The following is a 19,125-nucleotide window of genomic DNA, read 5'->3' on the forward strand; positions in this document are numbered from 1 at the left end:
GTGCGCCGGCCCCCTCCCGCTCAGGTACGAACCTGTCAGGCGGCGCCCTTGGCGAACGGCGTGTGGCCGTAGGCGTTGGTCATCGCCAGCCGCGACTGCATGGAGGTGTTGCTCGAGATCGCGGCGTAGTAGCCGGCCCGACGACGGGCGGTGATGCCGTCCGGGTTCTCCGGCACCGGGGCCAGGTGCGGGTCGAGGTGGGTGTTGAGGCCGTCCTTGAGCAGCGACAGCGCCTCGGCGCGCAGCTGCGAGATGCGGCTCTCGGTGACGCCCAGGTCGGCGGCGATCTCCGCCATCGGGCGCTCCTTGAGGAAGTACTCGGAGATGACGTAGTGCAGGCGCTCGGGCAGCGAGTCGATCGCGTGGTGCAGGTAGCCGATCTGCTCACGGCGCAGCAGCATGTCCTCCGGGCCCGGGGTCGGCTCGGTCACCAGGTCGTCGGCGCTGCTCGTGGTGAAGCCCTGCAGCGACAGCACGGTGGCGCGCTGCACGTCGTTGTCCGTCTGGTGCAGGTCGTTCGTGGTGGTGCCGAGCGCCTGGGCGAGCTCCTCGGGGGTGGGGGTGCGGCCCAGCGTCGTGGTGAGGTTCTGGCGGGTCGCGTCGGTGGCGCGCGCCTTGGTGCGCACCGAGCGGGTGGCCCAGTCCAGCGACCGCAGCTCGTCGAGGATCGCGCCCCGGATGCGGGTGGTCGCGAACCGGTGGAACGGGATGCCGCGGGTCGGGTCCCAGCCGCGGGCGGCGGTGACGAGCGCGTGCAGGCCGGCGCTGGTGAGGTCGTCGCGGTGGATGTGGTTGGGGATGCGGGTGAGCATGTCGCGCACCAGGTGACCGACGAGCGGCATGTGCGTACGGATCAGCTCTTCCTGCTCCGCGGCGGACAGGGCCGGCACAGTGGTCGCGGTGTCGGCGGCGAAGTCGGCAACGGTCGTCATGGTGCTGGTCATGTCGTTTCCCCCGTGTTCTCGTCGGTGGCCCGTGACTGGTGGGCGACACCGGCTGACAGGGAGAAACTTTGGGTGACTCCGGGTGGAGGAAACGGTCGCGGACAGTTGCCGCCTGGTTGCTTCGTCTCTTTTCCTCAAGAACCCCGGAAGGGGCCCTTCTCAGACGCTCCGGAGGAGGTCCCAGACGAAGCGCTCAGGCGCGAACGCCTCGGCGTAGCGCACCCGCGCCTGGGCGCCGTAGTGCCGGGCGGTGGCGGTGGGCAGCTCGGGATCGGTGACCACGGCGAGCTTGCGTTCGAGATACGCGGTGATGTCGACGTACAGGGTGGGTTCGAACCTGAGCGTCGACTCTCCGGCGTAGTGCAGGATCCGACCGCTGTGCCGGGCCGCGCATCCGGTCGCCGCGGCCGCCGTTCGCCGCTCGGCGTCGGAGTCGTCGGGCGCGGGCACATAGATCACATCGGCGTCGACCCCGGTGAGCACGTTCTCGATGGCGGCGACCGCGGCTCCGTCCCAGGCGGCGCCGGGCACGTCCCGCGTGCGGCGGTCGGCGCCGCCGCGGCCGCGCTCCCGCCGGTCCTGCGAGCGGCGGCGATCGGCCGCCTCGGGGCCCCAGACCAGCAGGCAGTCGAGGGCGCGGGCGGACGCCTCGGCGCCGCGGGTCAGCGGATGCTCCGGGCCGTCGCAGGAGAGCACCAGCATGGTCACCGAGTCTCCGGCGGCCCGGTGGGCGGCGAGCGTTCCGGCGCAGCCGAGCTCGAGGTCGCCGGGGCGGGCACCGACGGCGAGGACGCTGCGTGCCACGGACTGCCCTCCTCGTCGCTCGGCGCCGAGCCGGGGTCGGCGGCGCTGAGAGTCCATCGGCGGGCGCACCCTCCGAGTTGAGGGTTGTGGCGCGGCTACGGCAGGCTGGTCACATGGACCTCAGCGACACCGGCACCATCGTCACCGTTATCGCCGGCATCGCCATGCTGGTGGGCGTTCTGGGAGTGGTGATCCCGGTGCTCCCCGGGCTCATCCTGTGCTGGGCGGCGGTGCTGCTGTGGGCGCTCCTGGGCGACGCCTCCGGCGGGCGGTGGCTGGTGCTGGCCCTGGCAACGGTGGTGGCGGTCGGCGGCACGGTCGTGAAGTACTTGTGGCCCGGGCGGCGGTTGAAGAGCAGCGGCGTGCCGACCTCGTCGCTGGCCGCCGGGGGAGTGCTCGGCGTGATCGGCTTCTTCGTGGTGCCGGTGGTGGGGCTGGTGCTCGGTTTCGTCCTCGGTCTCTTTCTCGCCGAGCGGGCGCGGCTGGGACCGGGACAGGCGTGGCCGTCGACGCGCGGGGCGCTCGCGGCGGTGGGCCTGTCGATGCTCGTCGAGTTCGCCGCGGCCCTCGGCGTCGCGGTGATCTGGATGTTCGGCCTGCTGAGCACCTGACGCCGCTTCAGTCGAACAGCTGGGTGCGGGTGCGCCGGATCCGGCGGCGCTGTCGGCGGAGCAGGAGCAGCAGCGGCGCGGCGGCCAGCGTGACCGCGATCGCCGCGGCCGCCCCGGTGGGCAGCGTGGGAGCCGTCGCGGCGCGGGCCTCGCCCGGCGCGGGCGCCGGGCCGCTCGCCGCCGGCGCGGCCGACGGAGCGGACCCGCCCGGGGCCATACCGCCGGGGTCCACGAGCTTGCCCACCGAGGCGTCCTCGGGCAGCGAGAAACCCCAGTCCAACAGGGCGGCGCCCTGCTGCCAGCTGAGCAGCGGTCGGCGCTCGGCGCCGAGGAGTGTGGCGACCAGCCGCCGACCGTTGCGTTCCGCCGCGCCGACATAGCTGTGCCGGGCGAGGTGGGTGAAGCCGGTCTTGCCGCCGAGCGCGCCCGGATATTCGAAGATCAGCCGGTTCTCGTTCTGAATCTGGAAACCGCCCACCTTCGGCCGCTTCTGCGCGGGGACCCGGGCCGTTCTGGTGAGCGCGTACCTGACGAAGACCGGATCGGCGAAGCACTCGCGCGCGATGAGCGCCAGGTCGTACGCGCTGGTGAACTGCCCGGGACCGTCCAGTCCCGAGGGGGTCACCGCGTGGGTCTGGAAGGCGCCGAGCCGCTGTGCCTCGGCGTTCATCGCGGCGAGGCCCGCCTTGACCCCGCCGGCGCCTCCACCGAGGCGCGCCAGCGCGTTCGCCGCCTCGTTGCCCGAGTTCAGCAGGAGGCCGAGCCACAGCGTGGCGATCGAATACTTCCCGCCCTCGACGAGCCCGACCGCGGAACTACCCGGCTCGATGTCGAGATCGCCTCGGGTGACCGTGATCGTCCTGCGCGGGTCGAGCTTGTCCATGACCGCGGCGGCGAGCAGGAGCTTCTGCACGCTGGCCGGTGTGCCGTACACATGCGGTCCGCAGCCGCCGAGCACCTCGCCGGTGTCGAGGTCGGCGACCAGCCAGCTCGTCGCGGTGAGCGCGGGCGGTCGCCTCGCGCCGCTCGGGATCACGAGTCCGTCCGTGGCCAGGCCGTCGCCACCGACCGCCCGCAGCACGGGGTCGTCCTTCGGCGGGGTGGGCAGCGGCTCCCGATCGGTGGGCGGCGGCTTCACCTCCAGCCGGGGACAGGGCACGGTCGCCGGCGTCGCCGGCGCCTCCACCGCGGTGGCTGCCGCCGGGACCGGCGCGTGAAGGGCGGCCGCGCACACGGCGACAACCGTGGCGACCGCCGCCGCGGCACGGCGCCCCGGTCGGGAAGGTGTGCCGTCGGTCAGCACGGCTCGAATGCCTCGGCAGTGGTGGCGACGCCGGCTTCCATGGCAACGACCCTAACGCCCATCGTCAACGAGCGCCGGCCGCCGAGTCCGCTGGCGCTCGCGGCCCGACCCGGGATTGCGCGCAAATTGCGCCGAGGCATTTTGTGAAGGCCATGGCTCGATAATTGCCGGCCCTCGCCGATATTCTGTGAACTACGGCAGAACTGTTGCGCGCGGAGTCCATCGCGCGCCACACTGAGCCCGGTTCTTAGGATTCTCTTCAGGAGTCGTTATGGCGCGGCAGGTAATCACCACCCTCATCGACGACATCGACGGAAAGCCGGCCGACCGCACGGTGGAGTTCAGTCTCGATGGCACGGCCTACACCATCGATCTGTCCGAGGCCAATGCCGGCAAGCTTCGCAAGGCGCTGGACCCGTTCATCAACGCGGGCACGCGAATCGGCCGTTCCGGGTCCGGTCGCGCGGCCGCCCGCACGGCGCCGGTGCGCACCGCCGGCAGCCGCGACGAGAACAGGCTCATCCGTGAGTGGGCTGCACAGCACGGACACCAGATCTCGGAGCGCGGTCGCATCCCGCAGAGCGTCAGCAGCGCCTATCGGGCGGCGCACGGGCGCTGAACGCCGCCGGCGGTGCGGGCCATTAGCGCTCCGCCTGTGGCATCGCAGATGGTGAATGCCGGGGACTCGTGCCCCGGCTTCGTGTTATGGCATGCCGGCCTAGCGAATGCCGCCCGGCGATGCCCGACGTGCGTGTGACAGCAAAGTTTCCGCCGGGTTAGGCTCCGACCGGCCGAGTCCTGCACGGAAAGGCCTGCACTCGGCGCGGGGATTCTCGGCCGCCGTGGGGATTCGGCGTCTTTGTCGGTCCGGCCCTCAGCAATCCCGCAGGCGCGGCAGCATCTCCGCGACCTTTTCCAGCACCTTCTCGTCGCCGGCGTACCAGCTCGACGACCGGGGCCAGTGCGTCATCACGTCGGTGAATCCCAGCTCCGCCGCGCGGCCCACCGCGTCCTCGAACGCGCCCACACTGCTCAACGAGTAGACCGGCGACGAGTCCAGGTTGAGATAACGGGCGACGGCCGGCCGGCCCGCGCGGTCCAGTGCCGCGCCGAAGCGGTCGCCCGCCTCGCGCACCGAACTCCACCAGGCCCGCTCGTCGTCCAGCGCCTGGGCTCCCGTGGTCACCCAGCCGTCGCCGTGCCGCGCCGCCAGGTTGATGGCGCGCGGGCCGTTCGCCGCGACGATCAGCGGGGGCCGGGGCTGCTGGACCGGTCCCGGCAGGGTACGGGCGTCCACCGCCCGGTAGTGCTGGCCCGTGTACGAGACGTGGTCCTCGGCTGTCAGCCGGCCGAGGAGCTCCACGAACTCGGTGAAGCGGTCGACCCGCACGCGCGGGGTGAGCGGCTCCTGGCCCAGCACCTCGGAGTCGAAGCCGGTGCCGCCGGCGCCCACACCCAGCAGCAGCCGACCGCCGGAGATGTCGTCGATGGACAGGGCCTCGCGGGCGAGGTGCACCGGGTGGCGGAAGTTCGGGGAGGCGACGAACGTGCCCAGGCCGATGTGCTCGGTGACGGTCGCCGCGGCCGTCAGGGTCGCGATCGCGTCGAACCACGGTCCGTCCACGAGGTCCCGCCAGCCGAGATGGTCGTACGTCCAGGCGTGGTCGAACCCGTACTCCTCGGCCCGCCGCCAGCGGTGCCGCGCGGAGGACCAGCGTTCTTCCGGAAGGATCACGATGCCGATGCGCACCGGGGGACCGTACCTCAGGGCGAGGATCAGGCCGTACGCAGTCCGTCGCTGGCGCCGTCGGACACCGCCGTCGCCGCGTCGTCGAAGGCGGCGAGGGCGCGCACGAGCTCCGCGCGGCGTGCCGGGCTCATCCGCTCCAGCACCTCGCCGAGCGCCGCCCGCCGGTGTTCCCGCAGCTCGTCCAGCAGCCGGTGGGCGGCCGGGGTGGGCATCAGACGCACCTCGCGGCGGTCCCGCGGATCCGGCACCCGCCGCAACAACCCGGTGGCCTCGAGCCGGTCACACAGGCGGCTCGCCGACGACGGCACCACGTTCAGGGCCTCCGCCAAGCGGTTCATGTTGGTGTGCTCGTTGCGCGAGATGATCGTCAGGACTCGCAGTTGCGCGGGCGGCACCGCGGGTGACTGTGCCAGCCGCGCGCTCTCGAAAACGCCCAGCAACGCCTCGACCGTCGACTCCACCGCCGCGGCCACATTCGTCAGGCGCTCCATGCCGGTCCTCTGTGCGCAGGTAGTGGTGCTTGCAGCCCGCATCCGTTCGCCGAGGCGAGGATCAGCGCCGCCAGTCGAGGCAGACGGTGACCGCGTCGTCGTCGGGCTCCACACCTCCGTGGTATTCGCGGAGGTTGCGCATCACCGTACCGACTGCCTCGGTGGCCGGCTGCAACCGCGTCCTGCGCAACGCGGTCAACAGGGCGGATTCACCGTACGGGGGCCGCCCGCCGGGAGCCGCGGCGTGCACACCGTCGCTGACCACCAGCAGCCGGTCGGCCGGTTCGAGGAGGAACTTCTGGGTTTCGTACCGGGTCTCGCCGAACATTCCGAGCGGAAGCTGCTGCTCGAGGACGACCGGCTGGATCTCGCGGTCCCGGGCGATCACGGCGCGGGGTGAGCCGGCGTCGACCGCCTCGACCTGTCCGTCCACGAGGTCGATCTCCAGCAGCAGGGTGGCGGCGTGGCCGTCGCCGCCGAACCGGGCGTAGACGGCGTCGGAGGCGAGTTCGGCCTGCTCGACGATGTTCGCGCCGGAGCGGCGGGCGTTGCGCATCGCGTTGACCGCGACCGTGGTGAGGACCGCCGCCTCCAAACCGTCTCCGTGCCCGTTGAGCACCGTGAGGGTGAGGCGGTCACCGGCGATGGACCAGTCGTAGTGATCACCGAAGACCGCGTACGCGGGCTGAAGCTGGCCCGCCACGAGGAACCGGTCGTCGCCCAGTGAGCGGCCGGGCAGCAGCTCCCATTGCAGTTCGGCGGCCATGGTGAGGCGCTCGCGTCGCTGGGCGCGCCGGTAGCGGTCGGTCACCGCGTCGGCCGCCCGCAGCGCGACCGCGAGCTCGTCGGCGACCGTCGCGAATTCCTCGGTGAGGCAGCCGTCCGGGGGCGCCGGGGTCTCCACGGAGAGGACGCCGAGTCGTTCGCCCCAGACGCTCAGCGGCAGATAGGTCCTCGCGGAGTCGGACGCGATGTCGGCCACCGGCCGCTGACTGCCGAAGCAGCGCTGGGCGAGCACGTCGCCGAGCGGGCCGTCCGGGTCGAGCAGGGGCCGCAGGGCGGTCAGAGTGAGGTCGCCGAGCAGCACCTCGACCCGGCCGGCACGATGGTGCCGGCGCAGGTGCTCGGCCGCCACCTCCGGCAGCCGGTCCGGCGGTGCCGCACGCAACAACGCGCCCACTGGCGTCGGACGGTCGGACAAAGGGAAGCCTCTTTCGCGCGGGAGACGGCAATATTTGCTGTAGAGCAAGAATGATAGGGAACGCGTGCGGGGACTCCGCGCCGGGCCGCGCGGTGGATGGTCCGCTCCGGGGACGGGGCGCGTCAGCGCGTCGCGGCGAACGACTTCTCGAAGTGGATGATGCTGCCCCGGCGGGGCGTGGACTGCATGCGTACGTTCTCGCTGAGCGCCTTGATGAGAAACAATCCGCGGCCCCGTTCGCCGGCCGCCTCGGGCCCGCCGACGGTCTCGGCGTCGAAGCCGGCGCCGTTGTCGGCGACGTCGATCGCGCAGTGGTCCTCGGCGACGTCGAGGCTCACCTCGATGGCGTCCGCCCCACGGGCGTGGTTCACCACATTGGCGCAGGCCTCGGTCAGGGCGACCTCCAGGTCCTGGCCGGCCTCCCGATCGACGTGGAAGACCGACAGGGCACAGCGCAGCAGCCGCCGTACGGCCGGGACGCTGTCGACCTCCCGGGGCAGGTTCAGGTGAACCGAGATCCGCATGCGATTCGTCCTCCTCCCACTCGACCGGCCGCGCCGATACCCGCACCCCCTGTGTTCCCGGCCAGGTACCGGGCTAACCACACCCGGTGTGCGACGGCGATAGGGTCGGACCATGATTCGGTTCGGCTACAAGGCATCGGCCGAGCAGTTCGCCCCTCGCGAGCTGCTCCGCTACGGCATCGACGCGGAGCAGCACGGCTTCGACTCCGTGTTCGTCAGCGACCACCTTCAGCCGTGGCGGCACGACGGCGGGCACGCCCCCGCGGCGCTGCCCTGGCTCGGGGCGCTGGCCGCCAGCACCGAGCGGGTGCTGCTGGGCACCAGCGTGCTGACGCCGACGTTCCGCTACCACCCGGCGGTCATCGCGCAGGCGTTCGCCACGCTGGGCTGCCTCGCCCCGGGTCGCGTCATCCTCGGCGTGGGCTCCGGCGAGTCGCTCAACGAGGTGCCGCTGGGCCTGACCTGGCCCGAGGGCAAGGAGCGGTTCGCGCGGCTCAAGGAGGCGGTGGCGCTCATCCGGCAGCTCTGGACCTCCGACCGGGTGACGTTCGAGGGCGCGTTCTACCGCACCGAGCTCGCCACCATCTACGACAAGCCCGAGCAGCGGGTCCCGATCTACATCGGCGCCTCCGGTCCGGCCGCGACCCGGCTCGCCGGCCGCGTCGCCGACGGCTTCATCACCACCAGCGGCAAGGGGCACGGGCTCTACACCGACACGCTGCTCCCGGCCGTCCGGGAGGGCGCGGAGAAGGCGGGCCGGCCGCTCGACGACCTCGACCTGATGATCGAGGTCAAGGTCTCCTTCGACCCCGACCTCGAGAAGGCCCGCAACGACACCCACTACTGGGGTGCGCTCGCCCTCTCGCCCGAGGAGAAGACCGGCGTCGAGGATCCGATCGAGATGCAGCGCCGGGCCGACGCGCTGTCGGTCGACCGCACGGTGACCCGCTGGATCGTCTCCTCGGACCCCGACGAGCACGCCGCGAAGGTCGCCGAGTACCTGGACATGGGCTTCAAACACCTGGTGTTCCACGCGCCCGGCCCCGACCAGGACCGGTTCCTGCGCGTCTACGGCGAGCAGGTTCTGCCCCGGCTGCGTGACCGGAAGTCCTAGGGGTTGTCGCGCCGATCGCCTCTGATGATCCGCTGGTCGCCGCGGCGGCGGGGGCGTGGCGGAGGGGACACGGAGTGCCGGGCGCTACGACGGCCGGTTTCCTGCTCCGGCACGACGGCCTCCGGGGCAGCCGTCGTGCCGAGGGCCGGACGGTCGGCGGACCGCAGCGGGGCCCGGCGGCGGGCGTACTCGATCGCCACCGCGCGTGCCATCCGCAGGGCGACGGGCAGCAGGCGCCGCTGCCGGTCGCCGTGGAGCCGGGGGTAGCCGACCGTGGCGACCTCCACCACCCGCAGCCCGCGGGTCGCCATCCGGATCGTGATGAGGGTCTCGATCTCCGGGCCGTCGCCCCAGGCGGCCCGCCCGCGCTTGAGCCCCGGCACGTCCGGCCCGGGCAGCTCGAGCAGCGGCAACAGCTCCCGCCAGTACGCGTTGTAGCCGCAGCTCAGGTCGGTGAACCGGGTCCTGAACAGCAGGTTGACGACCCGGCTCAGCAGCGCGTGCCCGACGCGCTCGGCGGGCCGGGCGTCCCGGTGCTCGCCGCCGTATCGGAACCGTGAGCCGTGCGCGGCCTCCGCGCCGGACAGCAGCGCGTCGACGAACCGCAGGATCTCGCCCGGGTCCGCCGACCCGTCGGCGTTGACGGTCACCACGATGTCGCCGGTGGCCGCGGCGAACCCGCACGCCAGGGCGTTGCCCTTGCCCGAGCGCGTCTGGCGTACGACGACCACGTCGGGGCGCACCTCACGGGCCACCGCGACGGTGTCGTCGTCCGAGCGCCCGTCCACGACGACGACCTCGTCGACCGGGGGCAGGTTCTCCAGCACCAGCGGGAGGTTGTCCTCCTCGTTCAGGGCGGGGATCACGACGGTCACGGTGGGTGACGACGCGGCGCGGGACGGCGCCGAGCGTCGCGACGAGGGAGGCATGGGCGGTGGCTCCTCGGCGGCGGGATGGCGATGGGGGTCGCACGGACGGGTCACAACTTACCAACTGATTACGGTGCGTCAACTCCGGCGCCAGGCCCAGTAAGGTGCGGGGAGTCGCCCACCAAGAGGGGAAGTCCGTGACAACGATCGAGGCTGTGGTCTTCGACCTGGACGGCGTCATCATCGACACCGAGGAGGTCTGGGAGCAGGTGCGCCGCGCCTATGTCGCGGAGCACGGCCGTGAGTTCCTCCCCGACAGCCAGACCCGCATGATGGGCATGAGCACCGGCGAATGGTCGCGGCACCTGAGCGAGGAGGTCGGGGTCCCGCGCCGGCCCGAGGAGGTGGCCGCCGACGTGCTCGGCCGGATGGCCGGGCGCTACCGCGAGGCGCTGCCCCTGATCCCCGGGGCGGTCGAGGCCGTCCGCCGCCTCGCCGCCCACTTCCCGCTCGCCCTGGCCAGCTCGTCGGCGCGGGTCCTCATCGACCAGGTGCTCGAGACGGCCGGGCTGCGGGACGCCTTCCGCGTCACGCTCTCCACCGAGGAGGTCGACCGCGGCAAGCCCGCGCCGGACGTCTATCTCGCCGCCGTCGACCGCCTCGGCCTCACCCCACGGGTCTGCGCCGCTGTCGAGGACTCCAGCAACGGCCTGCGGGCGGCGGGCGCGGCCGGCCTGGCCGTCGTCGCCGTCCCGCACGGTGTCTATCCGCCCGCGGCCGACGCCCTGGCGCTGGCGAGCCTCGTCGTCCACGACCTGGCCGAGCTGACGGTCGAGGCGGTCGGGAAACTGCGCTGAGCGGCCTGTCCGCCGCGGCGGTCAAGGCAGCTTGTGCCCTGGGCGCACCCGCGCGGTGAGGCCGTGGGCGGTCGACGGTGCCGACGACGACGGGGTCAGCGTGGCGGGCCCGGCGACCGGCAGGACCAGCGTGCTGCGTGCCAGGTCGACCTCGACCGTCGCCCGCCCGTTGAGCCAGTCGACGACCGCCTTGCTGATCACGCCGTTCGCGTCGTACTCCTTGAGCTCGCTCTCGTTGCCCCGGCCGCAGCAGGAGTAGTAGGGCGACGCGTCCATGACGACCGGGACCTTGACGCCGGGTGCCGTTCGCGGGCGGACCAGGTCGACCGCCACGCGGTCGGGCACGCCGTCCTCGTCGGCGTCGCTGGGCGTCCGCACCCAGACGCTCTCCCGGATGGCGTTCCGATCCTCGGTGGCGAAGAGGGTTCGGGGAGGCCCGGGGGCGACTGAACGGCAACCGTGGCGGCCCTTTTGATGGAGAAATCGGTGCGGCTCGGGTGCAGCTGGGTTGCACAGCGTCCCCAAGGTTCCAGTCGGGCGCCCTGCTTCCGATACTCAGGGGCATGGAACCCGTCGCCTCAGTGAGCCTCGCCAGCGGCGCGACACAACGCCCGTTTGGCTGGCAGATGCAGCTTCGTGTCGACTACGTCGTCAACCAGGTCATGCTGACGCACCGCGGACAGTCCGAGGATGCGGTGGCACAGGAAATCAACGATCAGCTCCGCAATGTCGGCGTCGTGCCGAACAAGCGGCAGATCGCCCAATACGCGGTGGCGATCAGCCAGTTGCCCGAGATGCCCCCCAGTAGCCGCACATCCTGAAGGTTCTTCGAGTTCCCCGCCCCGTGACCCGTCACCGGGCGGGGAACCTCAGAATCCGGTCGTCGCCATCGCGGACGTCACCACGCCCGTCGGTGTTCGACGTGGTGAGCCACAGCGCGCCGTCCGGTGCCACCTCCACGGTGCGCAGCCGGCCATAGCGCTCCTTGAGCTCGGCCTTCGCCGTGCCGCCGCCGAGCGGGACGGTCCACAGTCGTTCGCCGCGCAGCCCCGCCACATAGGCGGTGTTTCCCGCGACGGCCACGCCTGACGGTGACGCCTCCGGGGTCGTCCACGTGACCAGTGGGTTCACATACCTGCTGTCGTCGCCCTTGCCCTCGACCTCCGGCCAGCCGTAGTTGCGCCCCGGTTCGATCTTGTTGAGCTCGTCGAAGCGGTTCTGGCCGAACTCGGCGGCGTACATGGTCTTGTCGGCGGTCCAGGCGAGGCCCTGCACGTTGCGGTGCCCCAGGCTCCAGACCGGCGATCCCGCCCGGGGGTTGCCCGGCGCGGGCCTGCCCTCCGGGGTGAGCCGCAGAATCTTGCCGTTCGGATCATTCGGGTCCTGCGAGGCCGACGGGTCGCCGGCGTCGCCCGTGCCGGCGTAGAGCATGCCGTCCGGCCCGAAGGCGATCCTGCCGCCGTTGTGGATCCCGGCCTTGTCGATGCCGTCGAAGATCACCTTCGGGGCGGCGGCGTCGTCGAGCGTGAACCGGACGATGCGGTTGTCGTCGGCCGCGGTGAAGTACGCGTACACATGTTTGGTCGTGGCATGGTCCTTCGCCACCGCGAGACCGAGCAGCCCGCCCTCGCCGGCGGCCGAGACCCCGGGCACCCGGTAGACCTCGCGGGGCGGGCCGCCGCCGGCCGGGATCCGCAGGATCCGGGCGGTGTCGCGCTCGGCGACCAGCGCGCCGCCGTCCGGGAGGAACGCGAGTCCCCACGGCGTGTCGAGGTCGTCGGCCACCGTCTCCGCCCGGCTGAGGTCGGGAACGCCGCCGGTCGCCGACGGTGTGGCGGAGGAGGGGGTGGAGGCGACCGACGCCGACGGTGCAGGCACGACCGGCGCGGCGGGGGAATTCTCATCACTTTCAGAGCAGGCTGTAAGCAAGACAGCACAGGCCGTTGCGGCGGCGAATCCCCAGCGTGTGGCGGAAGTCATCCCTCTACCGTGCCCGGGTTGCCTGTGAGGAAACTGAAAATTCACCCGTCTGAATGCTTGACACCGCCTCCGACCTGCGGTCAAGGTCCACTCACGACCTTGGAATCCATGGAGGCCTCCACCATGACACCAGCCCGCTGGGCGACCGCCTGCGCGCTCTCCCTCGTGACCGCGGCCGCCGCGGTCCTACCAGGGATCACGCCGGCCGCCGCGGCTCCTGCCGACGACCCGCTGAGGGTCTATGTCGGCACCCTCGACGCCGCGCAGCTCCAACGGTTGCGCGCCGTCGGCATAGACCACGACGAGAGCGCGGTGACCGCTGCCGCGGACGGCAAGGTTGCCGTCGAGACCATCCTCGGTGAGCGGCAGGCCGAGCGGCTCGTCGCCGCCGGCGTACCGCTGACCGCCAAGCGCACCACGGCCCGGATGCGGGCCGAGGCGGCGGCACCCACCGTCTTCCGGCCGTACGCCGCGGCGGGCGGCATCCGCGACGAACTGGCCACCACGGCCGCGAGCCATCCGCGACTCGCCAAGCTCGTGACCATCGGCAAGTCGGTCAAGGGCGTACCCATCCAGGCGGTCAAGGTGACCCGCGACGCGCGCCACGTGCCCGACGGACGCCGTCCGGCCGTGCTCTACATGGGCGGGCAGCACGCTCGCGAGTGGATCACCCCGGAGATGAACCGCCGGCTGCTGCACCACGTCCTCGACTCCTACGGTACGGACGCCACGATCACGAAGGTGCTGAACACCACCGAACTGTGGTTCGTGCCGGTCGCCAACCCCGACGGTTACGACTTCACGTTCACCGAGGGCCACCGCCTGTGGCGCAAGAACCTGCGCGACAACAACGGCGACGGCCAGATCACCGCCGGCGATGGCGTCGACCTCAACCGCAACTTCGCGGAGAAGTGGGGCTACGACAACGAGGGGTCCTCGCCGGACCCGGCCAGCGAGACCTACCGCGGTCCCGCGCCCGCCTCCGAGCCCGAGACCCAGGCCCTGGACGCGCTGTTCCGGCGGATCGGCTTCGAGTTCCTGATCAACTACCACTCCGCCGCCGAGCTGCTGCTCTACGGCATCGGCTGGCAGGTCAGCACGCCCAGCCCGGACGACCAGATCGCGGTGGCGCTGGTCGGCGACGACGCTCACCCGGCAGTGCCCGGCTACGACCCCGACATCTCCGCCGAGCTCTACACCACCAATGGCGACACCGACTACCACGCCCAGGTGCGCACCGGCGCCATCGGCTTCACGCCGGAGATGAGCACCTGCCAGACGATCTCCGGGCTGGACCCGGACGACCAGTGGGACCCCGACGACTGCGAGAGCGGCTTCAACTTCCCGGACGACGAGAAGCTGATCCAGGACGAGTTCGCCAAGAACCTGCCGTTCGCGCTCTCCGTCGCCCAGTCCGCCAAGGACCCGGCCAACCCGGTGTCGGTGGTCGGCCGCAGCACGCCCGACCTGGCCGTCGACGCGTTCGACACCTCGTACGGCTCCGCGCAGCAGGTCGCCGTCACCGCCCGGCGCGGCATGCGCGCCGTCACCCTGCACTACTCGATCAACGGCGGCCGGGAGCGGACCGCGCGCACGGCCGAGTGGAAGGGTGGCGAACGCTACGGCGGCGTTCTCGACAGCTACTTCGCCGAGGTGCGCGGCACCGTGCCCCGAGCCCGCCCCGGCGACAAGGTCAAGGTGTGGTTCACGGCCCGCAAGGACGGTGCCAAGGTCACCTCGACGGACTTCACCTACACCGTCGCCGACAAGATCGGCGGTGACGTGCTGGTGCTGGCCGCAGAGGACGTCACCGGCATCTCGCCCGCCGCCACCGACGGCGCGACCAGCGCCCGGTACGCAGGCGTTCACGTCGCCTCGCTGAAGAAGGCCGGATACCGAGCCGACGTCTACGACCTCGACACCCACGGTCGGGCGGCGCCGCACCCGCTCGGCGTGCTGTCGCACTACGAGGCGGTCGTCTGGGAGACCGGCGACGACATCATCCCGCGGGCGGTCGGCCAGCCGGCGGGCACGGTGGCCCGCTCGGCGGTGGAGACCGAGCTCGCCGTCCGCGACTACCTCAACGAGGGCGGCAAACTGCTGCTCGGCGGCAAGAACGCGGGCCTCGCCCAGGGCGCCGACGGCTCCTACCGTTACCTGCCCACGGGGCCGGGGGAGTGCACCGACCCGGAGAACCCGGCGTGTCTGCAGCTCTTCAACGATTTCCAGCAGTACTGGCTGGGCGCGTACTCGTACGTCGACGAGGGCGGCTCCGGCACCGACGGCAACCCGTTCCCGCTCGACGGCGTCGCCGGCGCGTTCGAGGGCTACTCCGCCACGCCGGGCGCCGGGCACACCGCCGCGTTCCTGGCCACGTCCAGCTTCCTGGACCCGAAGAAGTTCCCGCAGTTCGCGTCCTCGGCCGCACCGGTCGACTGGAAGCTGCCGGGCGCCGCGCCGTACGAGCCGTACGACGGTGACTGGTATCTGTGGAGCGGGCAGGCGGACAGCTCGTACAAGCGGCTCACCAAGACCGTCGACCTCACCGGTGCGCAGGCCGCGCGCCTGAAGTTCCGCACGTCGATCGACGTCGAGACCGACTGGGACTTCATGTTCGTCGAGGCGCACACGGTGGGTTCCGACGACTGGACGACCCTGCCCGACGCTGGCGGGCTCACCACCGCCAACACCGGCGAGAGCTGCAAGTCGGAGGTCGTCAGGCTGCACCCGTTCCTCGCCCACTACCAGGGCGCGGACTGCACGCCGACCGGCACGACCGGCACGTGGAACGCGGTCACCGGTTCCAGCGGCGGATGGAAGGAGTTCGACGCCGACCTGTCCGCGTACGCGGGTAAGAAGGTCGAGCTCTCCATCAGCTACATGTCCGACTGGGGCACCCAGGGCCTCGGCGTCTTCCTCGACGACGTCCGGGTCGAGATCGGCGGCACGGTGGCCGAGCGGACCTCGTTCGAGAGTGACCTCGGCGGCTGGACGGTGGCCGGACCGCCGCCGGGCTCGGGCGCCAACAGCACGAACTGGTCGCGCAGCCAGCTCGCCTTCGACTCCGGGGCCGCGGTGACCACCACCGACAGCGTCTATCTCGGATTCGGCCTGGAGACGCTGGCGCCGGCGGACCGCGACGAACTGGTCCGGCGGGCGATGAAGCACCTGAAGATTCCAACTTTCCGGGGCTAATGTCCCCAATCGGTGGATCGCGCCGCGCGCTTCGTCTAGACATGAGGCGCGCGGCGCGCTGCCGTGTAGGGCGGAGACATCGCGGTGCGTGCAACCCCCCGGTCGTTCCTGGCCGCGTTCCTGGCCGTCCTGACTTCGGTGGTGTCCGCGGCGAGCCCGGCCCAGGCCGCCCGCGACCGGACGCTGACCTGGAAGCCCTGCGTCGAGGACAAGACGGCGCAGTGCGCGAGCCTGCGCGTGCCTGTCGACCGCGCCGCGCCCTACGGCCCGTCGGTGACCGTCGCCCTCGCCCGCCGCCTCGCCACGGACCCCGAGCGCAGGATCGGCACACTGGTGGTCAACCCCGGCGGTCCCGGCGGCTCCGGCGTCGACTTCGCCCTGGACAGTCCCTGGTTCTTCAGCAAGGCGATCCGCGGCCGCTTCGACATCGTCGGCTTCGACCCGCGCGGCGTGGCCCGCAGCAATCCCGTGAAGTGCACGGCGAAGCTGCTCGTCGCCGGCCCACCCGTCCTCGTGGCCAGTGCCCGGCGCTACGACGAGACGATCGCCTACAACCGCCGCCTCGCCGCCGACTGCGCCCGCCGCACCGGAGCCGTCTTCGGCCACGCCGACACGCTGAGCGTGGTGGACGACATGGACGCCGTGCGGGCCGCCCTCGGCACGGAGACGATCAGCTACTACGGCGCCTCGTACGGCACCCTGCTCGGCGCGCAGTACGCCGAGCGTTACCCGCACCGCGTCCGCGCCCTGGTCCTGGACAGCGTCATGGACCACAGCGGCGACACCGGCGCCTTCCTCGACGCCGAGACCCGGGCGGCCCAGGACTCCTTCAACGAGTTCGTCGCCTGGTGCGCCCGCAACGCCCGGTGCGCGCTGCACGGCCGCGACGTCCGGGCCGTCTGGGCCACGCTGATGAACCGGGCGCGCCGGGGCACCCTGACCGATCCGTTCGACCCGTCATACCGCCTCAACCTGTATGACCTGCTCGGCGTGGCGTTCGGCTCGTTCTACGACCCGCAGTGGCACACGCTCGCCCACTTTCTGAAGGAGGCGTCGGGGCCGGCGGGACGCCGCGCCCGCGAGCCCCTCACCGACGCGGAGTACAGCTTCCCGGCGGTCTTCTGCGACGACTGGGCGCTCCCGGTGCGAGGCTGGAACGACCTGCGCGACCGGCTCGCGACGCTGGCCCGCGGCAACCCGGAGATGCCCGTGTCGCCCCTCGCCATGACCTCGGTGGCGAGCTGCCTGGGCTGGCCGCTGCCACCGGACAACCCGCAGCGCGCGTTGGCGACGGCCCGCACCGGACCGGTCCTGCTGATCAACGCCCGGCATGACCCGGCGACGCCGCACGTCTGGGCCGCCGAGACGGCACGGCAGCTCGGGCCGAAGGCCACGTTGGTCACGTACGAGGGGTGGGGCCACACCGTCTACGGACGTTCCCCCTGCGTGACGACCCTGGTGGACCGCTACCTGCTGACCGTACGGCCGCCGGCCGCCGGCAGCTCCTGCCCGGGAGTCGAACCGAAGCCGGGCGGGGTGGGCAGACGCCCGTCGCACGCGGCACTGCTGCGCCGGGCGGCCAATCACGCTGGGTGACGCGCGTGTCCCGGGTTGTGCCGGCTCGCCGGTGCCGGTAGAGAGGGATCGTCCACTCTCATCTATCGCGCCGGAGGCACGATGCGGTTCACGCTCGCGCTCGCCACCACCGCCACCCTAGTCAGCCTCACCCTCGTGCCCACCGGCGCGACGGCCCAGACCCGCACCGCGGGCCCCACCGCGACCGGCTTCGGCGGAGCGATCTCCACTGTCGACGCCACCGCCACCGCTGTCGGCCTGGACGTGCTGCGCCGCGGCGGCAACGCCGTCGACGCCGCGATCGCCGCGGCCGCCGCCCTCGGCGTCACCGAGCCCTTCTCCGCGGGCATCGGCGGCGGCGGCTTCTTCGTGTACTACGACGCGAAGGACAAGACCGTCAGCACCATCGACGGGCGCGAGTCCGGGCCGGCCACGATGACCGAGGACGCCTTCATCGACCCGGCGGACGGCCTGCAGTACGACTTCCCGGAGGCCCGGGTCAGCGGCCTCTCGGTCGGCACCCCCGGCACCCTCGCGACCTGGGAGGCGGCCGCCCGGAAGTGGGGCACCCGCCCGCTGGGCAGCCTGCTGCGCCCGGCCGCCGACGTCGCCGACCGAGGATTCACGGTCGACGCCACCTTCCGCCAGCAGGTCGCGGAGAACGCCGCCGCCTTCGGCCAGTTCGACTCCACCCGCGAGCTCTACCTGCCCGGCGGCGCGCCACCCACGGTCGGCACCACCCTGCGCAACCCCGACCTCGCGGACACCTACCGGCTCATCGCCAAGCGCGGCACCGGCGTCTTCTACCGCGGCTCGATCGCCGCCGACATCGTCCGGACCGTCCAGCACCCGCCGGTCGCGGACGATCCGACCGGCACCTGGACGTACCCGATCCGCCCGGGAGACCTCCGCAGGTCGGACCTGGCGGCGTACGAGGTCCGCTACCCCGAGCCGACCAAGTCCGACTATCGCGGCCTCACCGTCTACGGCATGTCGACCCCGTCCAGCGGCGGCACAGCCGTCGGCGAGGCCCTGAACATCCTCGAGAAGACCGACCTGTCGAAGGAAACAACCATCCAGGCACTGCATCGGTACGTCGAATCCACCGCGCTCACCTTCGCCGACCGCAACCGTTACGTGGGGGCGTACACCCCGCAGTCGGTTCTCGACAAGCTCATCAGTGACGACTGGGCGAGCCAGCGTGCCTGCCGGATCGACCCGGCGAAGGCGATGACCAAGCCGGTCCCGCCCGGCGACCTCACCGCGACCGGCTGCACCCCGGCGTCCGTGGGCGGCCCGGTCGAGCAGGGGCAGAGCACGACGAACCTGACGGTGGCCGACCGGTGGGGCAACGTCGTCGAATACACCCTGACCATCGAGCAGACCGGCGGCAACGCCATGGTCGTGCCCGGCCGTGGGTTCCTGCTCAACAACGAGCTCACGGACTTCAACTTCGTACCCACCCAGGGCACCGCGCCGGACCCCAACCTGCCCGGCCCCAACAAGCGCCCCCGCAGCTCGATGTCCCCGACCATCGTCCTCAAGGATGGCAAGCCCTTCCTCGCCCTCGGCTCCCCGGGCGGCGCCACGATCATCACCACCGTGCTCCAGGTGCTGATCAACCGCATCGACCTCGGCATGACCCTCCCCGAGGCAATGGCGGCACCGCGCGCCTCCCAACGCAACAGCGCCGGCATCCCGTCCGAGGCGGCGTTCCACGCCCGCTACGGCCCCGGCCTCGAAGCGCTCGGCCACACCTTCGCGGCGGACGTGACGGAGCTGGGCGCGGCAACGGCGATCGAGTTCACCCGCCACGGCGGCATGATCGCCTCCGCTGAACCGGCCCGCCGGGGAGGCGGCTCGGCCGCGGTCGTCCGACCCCGCTACTGACAGCTTGGACATAAAGG

18 protein-coding genes are annotated in these 19,125 nt (G+C 71.9%); 8 read left to right on the forward strand and 10 right to left on the reverse strand.

The window, feature by feature from the left end:
- Nucleotides 1–35 precede the first annotated feature (35 nt).
- On the reverse strand, nt 36–944 hold the full coding sequence (locus AB0M36_RS03210) for a FliA/WhiG family RNA polymerase sigma factor (RefSeq protein WP_364151516.1): 909 nt from the start codon (nt 942–944) through the stop codon (nt 36–38).
- Nucleotides 945–1,103: 159 nt separating this feature from the next.
- Nucleotides 1,104–1,748 (reverse strand): PIG-L family deacetylase, encoded by a 645-nt coding sequence (locus AB0M36_RS03215; protein WP_364151518.1) that lies wholly within the window; start codon nt 1,746–1,748, stop codon nt 1,104–1,106.
- Nucleotides 1,749–1,861: 113 nt separating this feature from the next.
- Here AB0M36_RS03215 and AB0M36_RS03220 point away from each other — a divergent pair, with 113 nt between their 5' ends.
- Entirely contained in the window at nt 1,862–2,359 is a 498-nt protein-coding gene (locus tag AB0M36_RS03220) for a DUF456 domain-containing protein (RefSeq protein WP_364151521.1), read from the forward strand.
- 7 nt (nt 2,360–2,366) lie between these two features.
- Here the strand turns inward: AB0M36_RS03220 and AB0M36_RS03225 are convergent, their stop codons facing one another.
- Complete coding sequence (locus AB0M36_RS03225; RefSeq protein WP_364152244.1) at nt 2,367–3,593, reverse strand: serine hydrolase; 1,227 nt, start codon at nt 3,591–3,593, stop codon at nt 2,367–2,369.
- Nucleotides 3,594–3,933: 340 nt separating this feature from the next.
- Here AB0M36_RS03225 and AB0M36_RS03230 point away from each other — a divergent pair, with 340 nt between their 5' ends.
- Nucleotides 3,934–4,281, forward strand: a complete 348-nt coding sequence (locus tag AB0M36_RS03230) for an Lsr2 family protein (protein WP_364151523.1) — start codon at nt 3,934–3,936, stop codon at nt 4,279–4,281.
- Nucleotides 4,282–4,536: 255 nt separating this feature from the next.
- On the opposite strand, the gene AB0M36_RS03235 is transcribed toward AB0M36_RS03230, so the two are convergent.
- The 4 genes from AB0M36_RS03235 to AB0M36_RS03250 all read right to left on the reverse strand — a co-directional run bounded on the left by AB0M36_RS03235 (nt 4,537) and on the right by AB0M36_RS03250 (nt 7,628).
- The gene (locus AB0M36_RS03235) at nt 4,537–5,412 is read right to left on the reverse strand and encodes an LLM class flavin-dependent oxidoreductase (RefSeq protein ID WP_364151525.1); all 876 of its coding nucleotides are present in this window, start codon (nt 5,410–5,412) and stop codon (nt 4,537–4,539) included.
- Nucleotides 5,413–5,438: 26 nt separating this feature from the next.
- Nucleotides 5,439–5,903: a MarR family transcriptional regulator gene (locus AB0M36_RS03240; RefSeq protein WP_364151528.1), complete on the reverse strand. Its 465-nt coding sequence runs from the start codon at nt 5,901–5,903 to the stop codon at nt 5,439–5,441.
- Between the two features lie 61 nt (nt 5,904–5,964).
- Complete coding sequence (locus tag AB0M36_RS03245; protein WP_364151530.1) at nt 5,965–7,104, reverse strand: PP2C family protein-serine/threonine phosphatase; 1,140 nt, start codon at nt 7,102–7,104, stop codon at nt 5,965–5,967.
- A gap of 122 nt (nt 7,105–7,226) precedes the next feature.
- Nucleotides 7,227–7,628, reverse strand: a complete 402-nt coding sequence (locus AB0M36_RS03250; protein ID WP_364151533.1) for an ATP-binding protein — start codon at nt 7,626–7,628, stop codon at nt 7,227–7,229.
- Between the two features lie 112 nt (nt 7,629–7,740).
- On the opposite strand from AB0M36_RS03250, the gene fgd reads away from it, so the two are divergent.
- Nucleotides 7,741–8,742, forward strand: coding sequence for a glucose-6-phosphate dehydrogenase (coenzyme-F420) (gene fgd / locus AB0M36_RS03255; protein ID WP_364151535.1), 1,002 nt, complete (start codon nt 7,741–7,743; stop codon nt 8,740–8,742).
- Here fgd and AB0M36_RS03260 read toward each other — a convergent pair.
- Nucleotides 8,739–9,608, reverse strand: coding sequence for a glycosyltransferase family 2 protein (locus AB0M36_RS03260; RefSeq protein ID WP_364151538.1), 870 nt, complete (start codon nt 9,606–9,608; stop codon nt 8,739–8,741). The genes fgd and AB0M36_RS03260 overlap by 4 nt on opposite strands.
- A 200-nt stretch (nt 9,609–9,808) precedes the next feature.
- On the opposite strand from AB0M36_RS03260, the gene AB0M36_RS03265 reads away from it, so the two are divergent.
- Complete coding sequence (locus AB0M36_RS03265) at nt 9,809–10,468, forward strand: HAD family phosphatase (RefSeq protein ID WP_364151541.1); 660 nt, start codon at nt 9,809–9,811, stop codon at nt 10,466–10,468.
- Between the two features lie 21 nt (nt 10,469–10,489).
- On the opposite strand, the gene AB0M36_RS03270 is transcribed toward AB0M36_RS03265, so the two are convergent.
- Complete coding sequence (locus AB0M36_RS03270) at nt 10,490–10,846, reverse strand: CocE/NonD family hydrolase (RefSeq protein ID WP_364151543.1); 357 nt, start codon at nt 10,844–10,846, stop codon at nt 10,490–10,492.
- Nucleotides 10,847–11,031: 185 nt separating this feature from the next.
- Between AB0M36_RS03270 and AB0M36_RS03275 the strand changes: the two genes are divergently transcribed.
- Nucleotides 11,032–11,289 (forward strand): hypothetical protein, encoded by a 258-nt coding sequence (locus tag AB0M36_RS03275; protein ID WP_364151546.1) that lies wholly within the window; start codon nt 11,032–11,034, stop codon nt 11,287–11,289.
- Nucleotides 11,290–11,320: 31 nt separating this feature from the next.
- On the opposite strand, the gene AB0M36_RS03280 is transcribed toward AB0M36_RS03275, so the two are convergent.
- On the reverse strand, nt 11,321–12,346 hold the full coding sequence (locus AB0M36_RS03280; protein WP_364151549.1) for a PQQ-dependent sugar dehydrogenase: 1,026 nt from the start codon (nt 12,344–12,346) through the stop codon (nt 11,321–11,323).
- A gap of 225 nt (nt 12,347–12,571) precedes the next feature.
- Here AB0M36_RS03280 and AB0M36_RS03285 point away from each other — a divergent pair, with 225 nt between their 5' ends.
- The 3 genes from AB0M36_RS03285 to ggt all read left to right on the forward strand — a co-directional run bounded on the left by AB0M36_RS03285 (nt 12,572) and on the right by ggt (nt 19,108).
- Complete coding sequence (locus AB0M36_RS03285; RefSeq protein WP_364151551.1) at nt 12,572–15,643, forward strand: M14 family zinc carboxypeptidase; 3,072 nt, start codon at nt 12,572–12,574, stop codon at nt 15,641–15,643.
- Nucleotides 15,644–15,727: 84 nt separating this feature from the next.
- A complete protein-coding gene (locus AB0M36_RS03290; RefSeq protein ID WP_364151554.1) occupies nt 15,728–17,239 on the forward strand; it encodes an alpha/beta hydrolase in 1,512 nt (503 codons plus the stop codon).
- Nucleotides 17,240–17,320: 81 nt separating this feature from the next.
- Nucleotides 17,321–19,108, forward strand: coding sequence for a gamma-glutamyltransferase (ggt, locus tag AB0M36_RS03295; RefSeq protein ID WP_364151557.1), 1,788 nt, complete (start codon nt 17,321–17,323; stop codon nt 19,106–19,108).
- The last annotated feature ends 17 nt before the right edge of the window (nt 19,109–19,125 follow it).

The organism is Actinoplanes sp. NPDC051346, assembly GCF_040682215.1.
Taxonomy (GTDB): domain Bacteria; phylum Actinomycetota; class Actinomycetes; order Mycobacteriales; family Micromonosporaceae; genus Actinoplanes.

Coding starts and splice junctions, on each gene's coding strand:
- AB0M36_RS03210 (WP_364151516.1), bottom strand. CDS start 944: ATGACCAGCACCATGACGACCGTTGCCGACTTCGCCGCCGACACCGCG.
- AB0M36_RS03250 (WP_364151533.1), bottom strand. CDS start 7,628: ATGCGGATCTCGGTTCACCTGAACCTGCCCCGGGAGGTCGACAGCGTC.
- AB0M36_RS03240 (WP_364151528.1), bottom strand. CDS start 5,903: ATGGAGCGCCTGACGAATGTGGCCGCGGCGGTGGAGTCGACGGTCGAG.
- fgd (WP_364151535.1), top strand. CDS start 7,741: ATGATTCGGTTCGGCTACAAGGCATCGGCCGAGCAGTTCGCCCCTCGC.
- AB0M36_RS03275 (WP_364151546.1), top strand. CDS start 11,032: ATGGAACCCGTCGCCTCAGTGAGCCTCGCCAGCGGCGCGACACAACGC.
- ggt (WP_364151557.1), top strand. CDS start 17,321: ATGCGGTTCACGCTCGCGCTCGCCACCACCGCCACCCTAGTCAGCCTC.
- AB0M36_RS03230 (WP_364151523.1), top strand. CDS start 3,934: ATGGCGCGGCAGGTAATCACCACCCTCATCGACGACATCGACGGAAAG.
- AB0M36_RS03285 (WP_364151551.1), top strand. CDS start 12,572: ATGACACCAGCCCGCTGGGCGACCGCCTGCGCGCTCTCCCTCGTGACC.
- AB0M36_RS03220 (WP_364151521.1), top strand. CDS start 1,862: ATGGACCTCAGCGACACCGGCACCATCGTCACCGTTATCGCCGGCATC.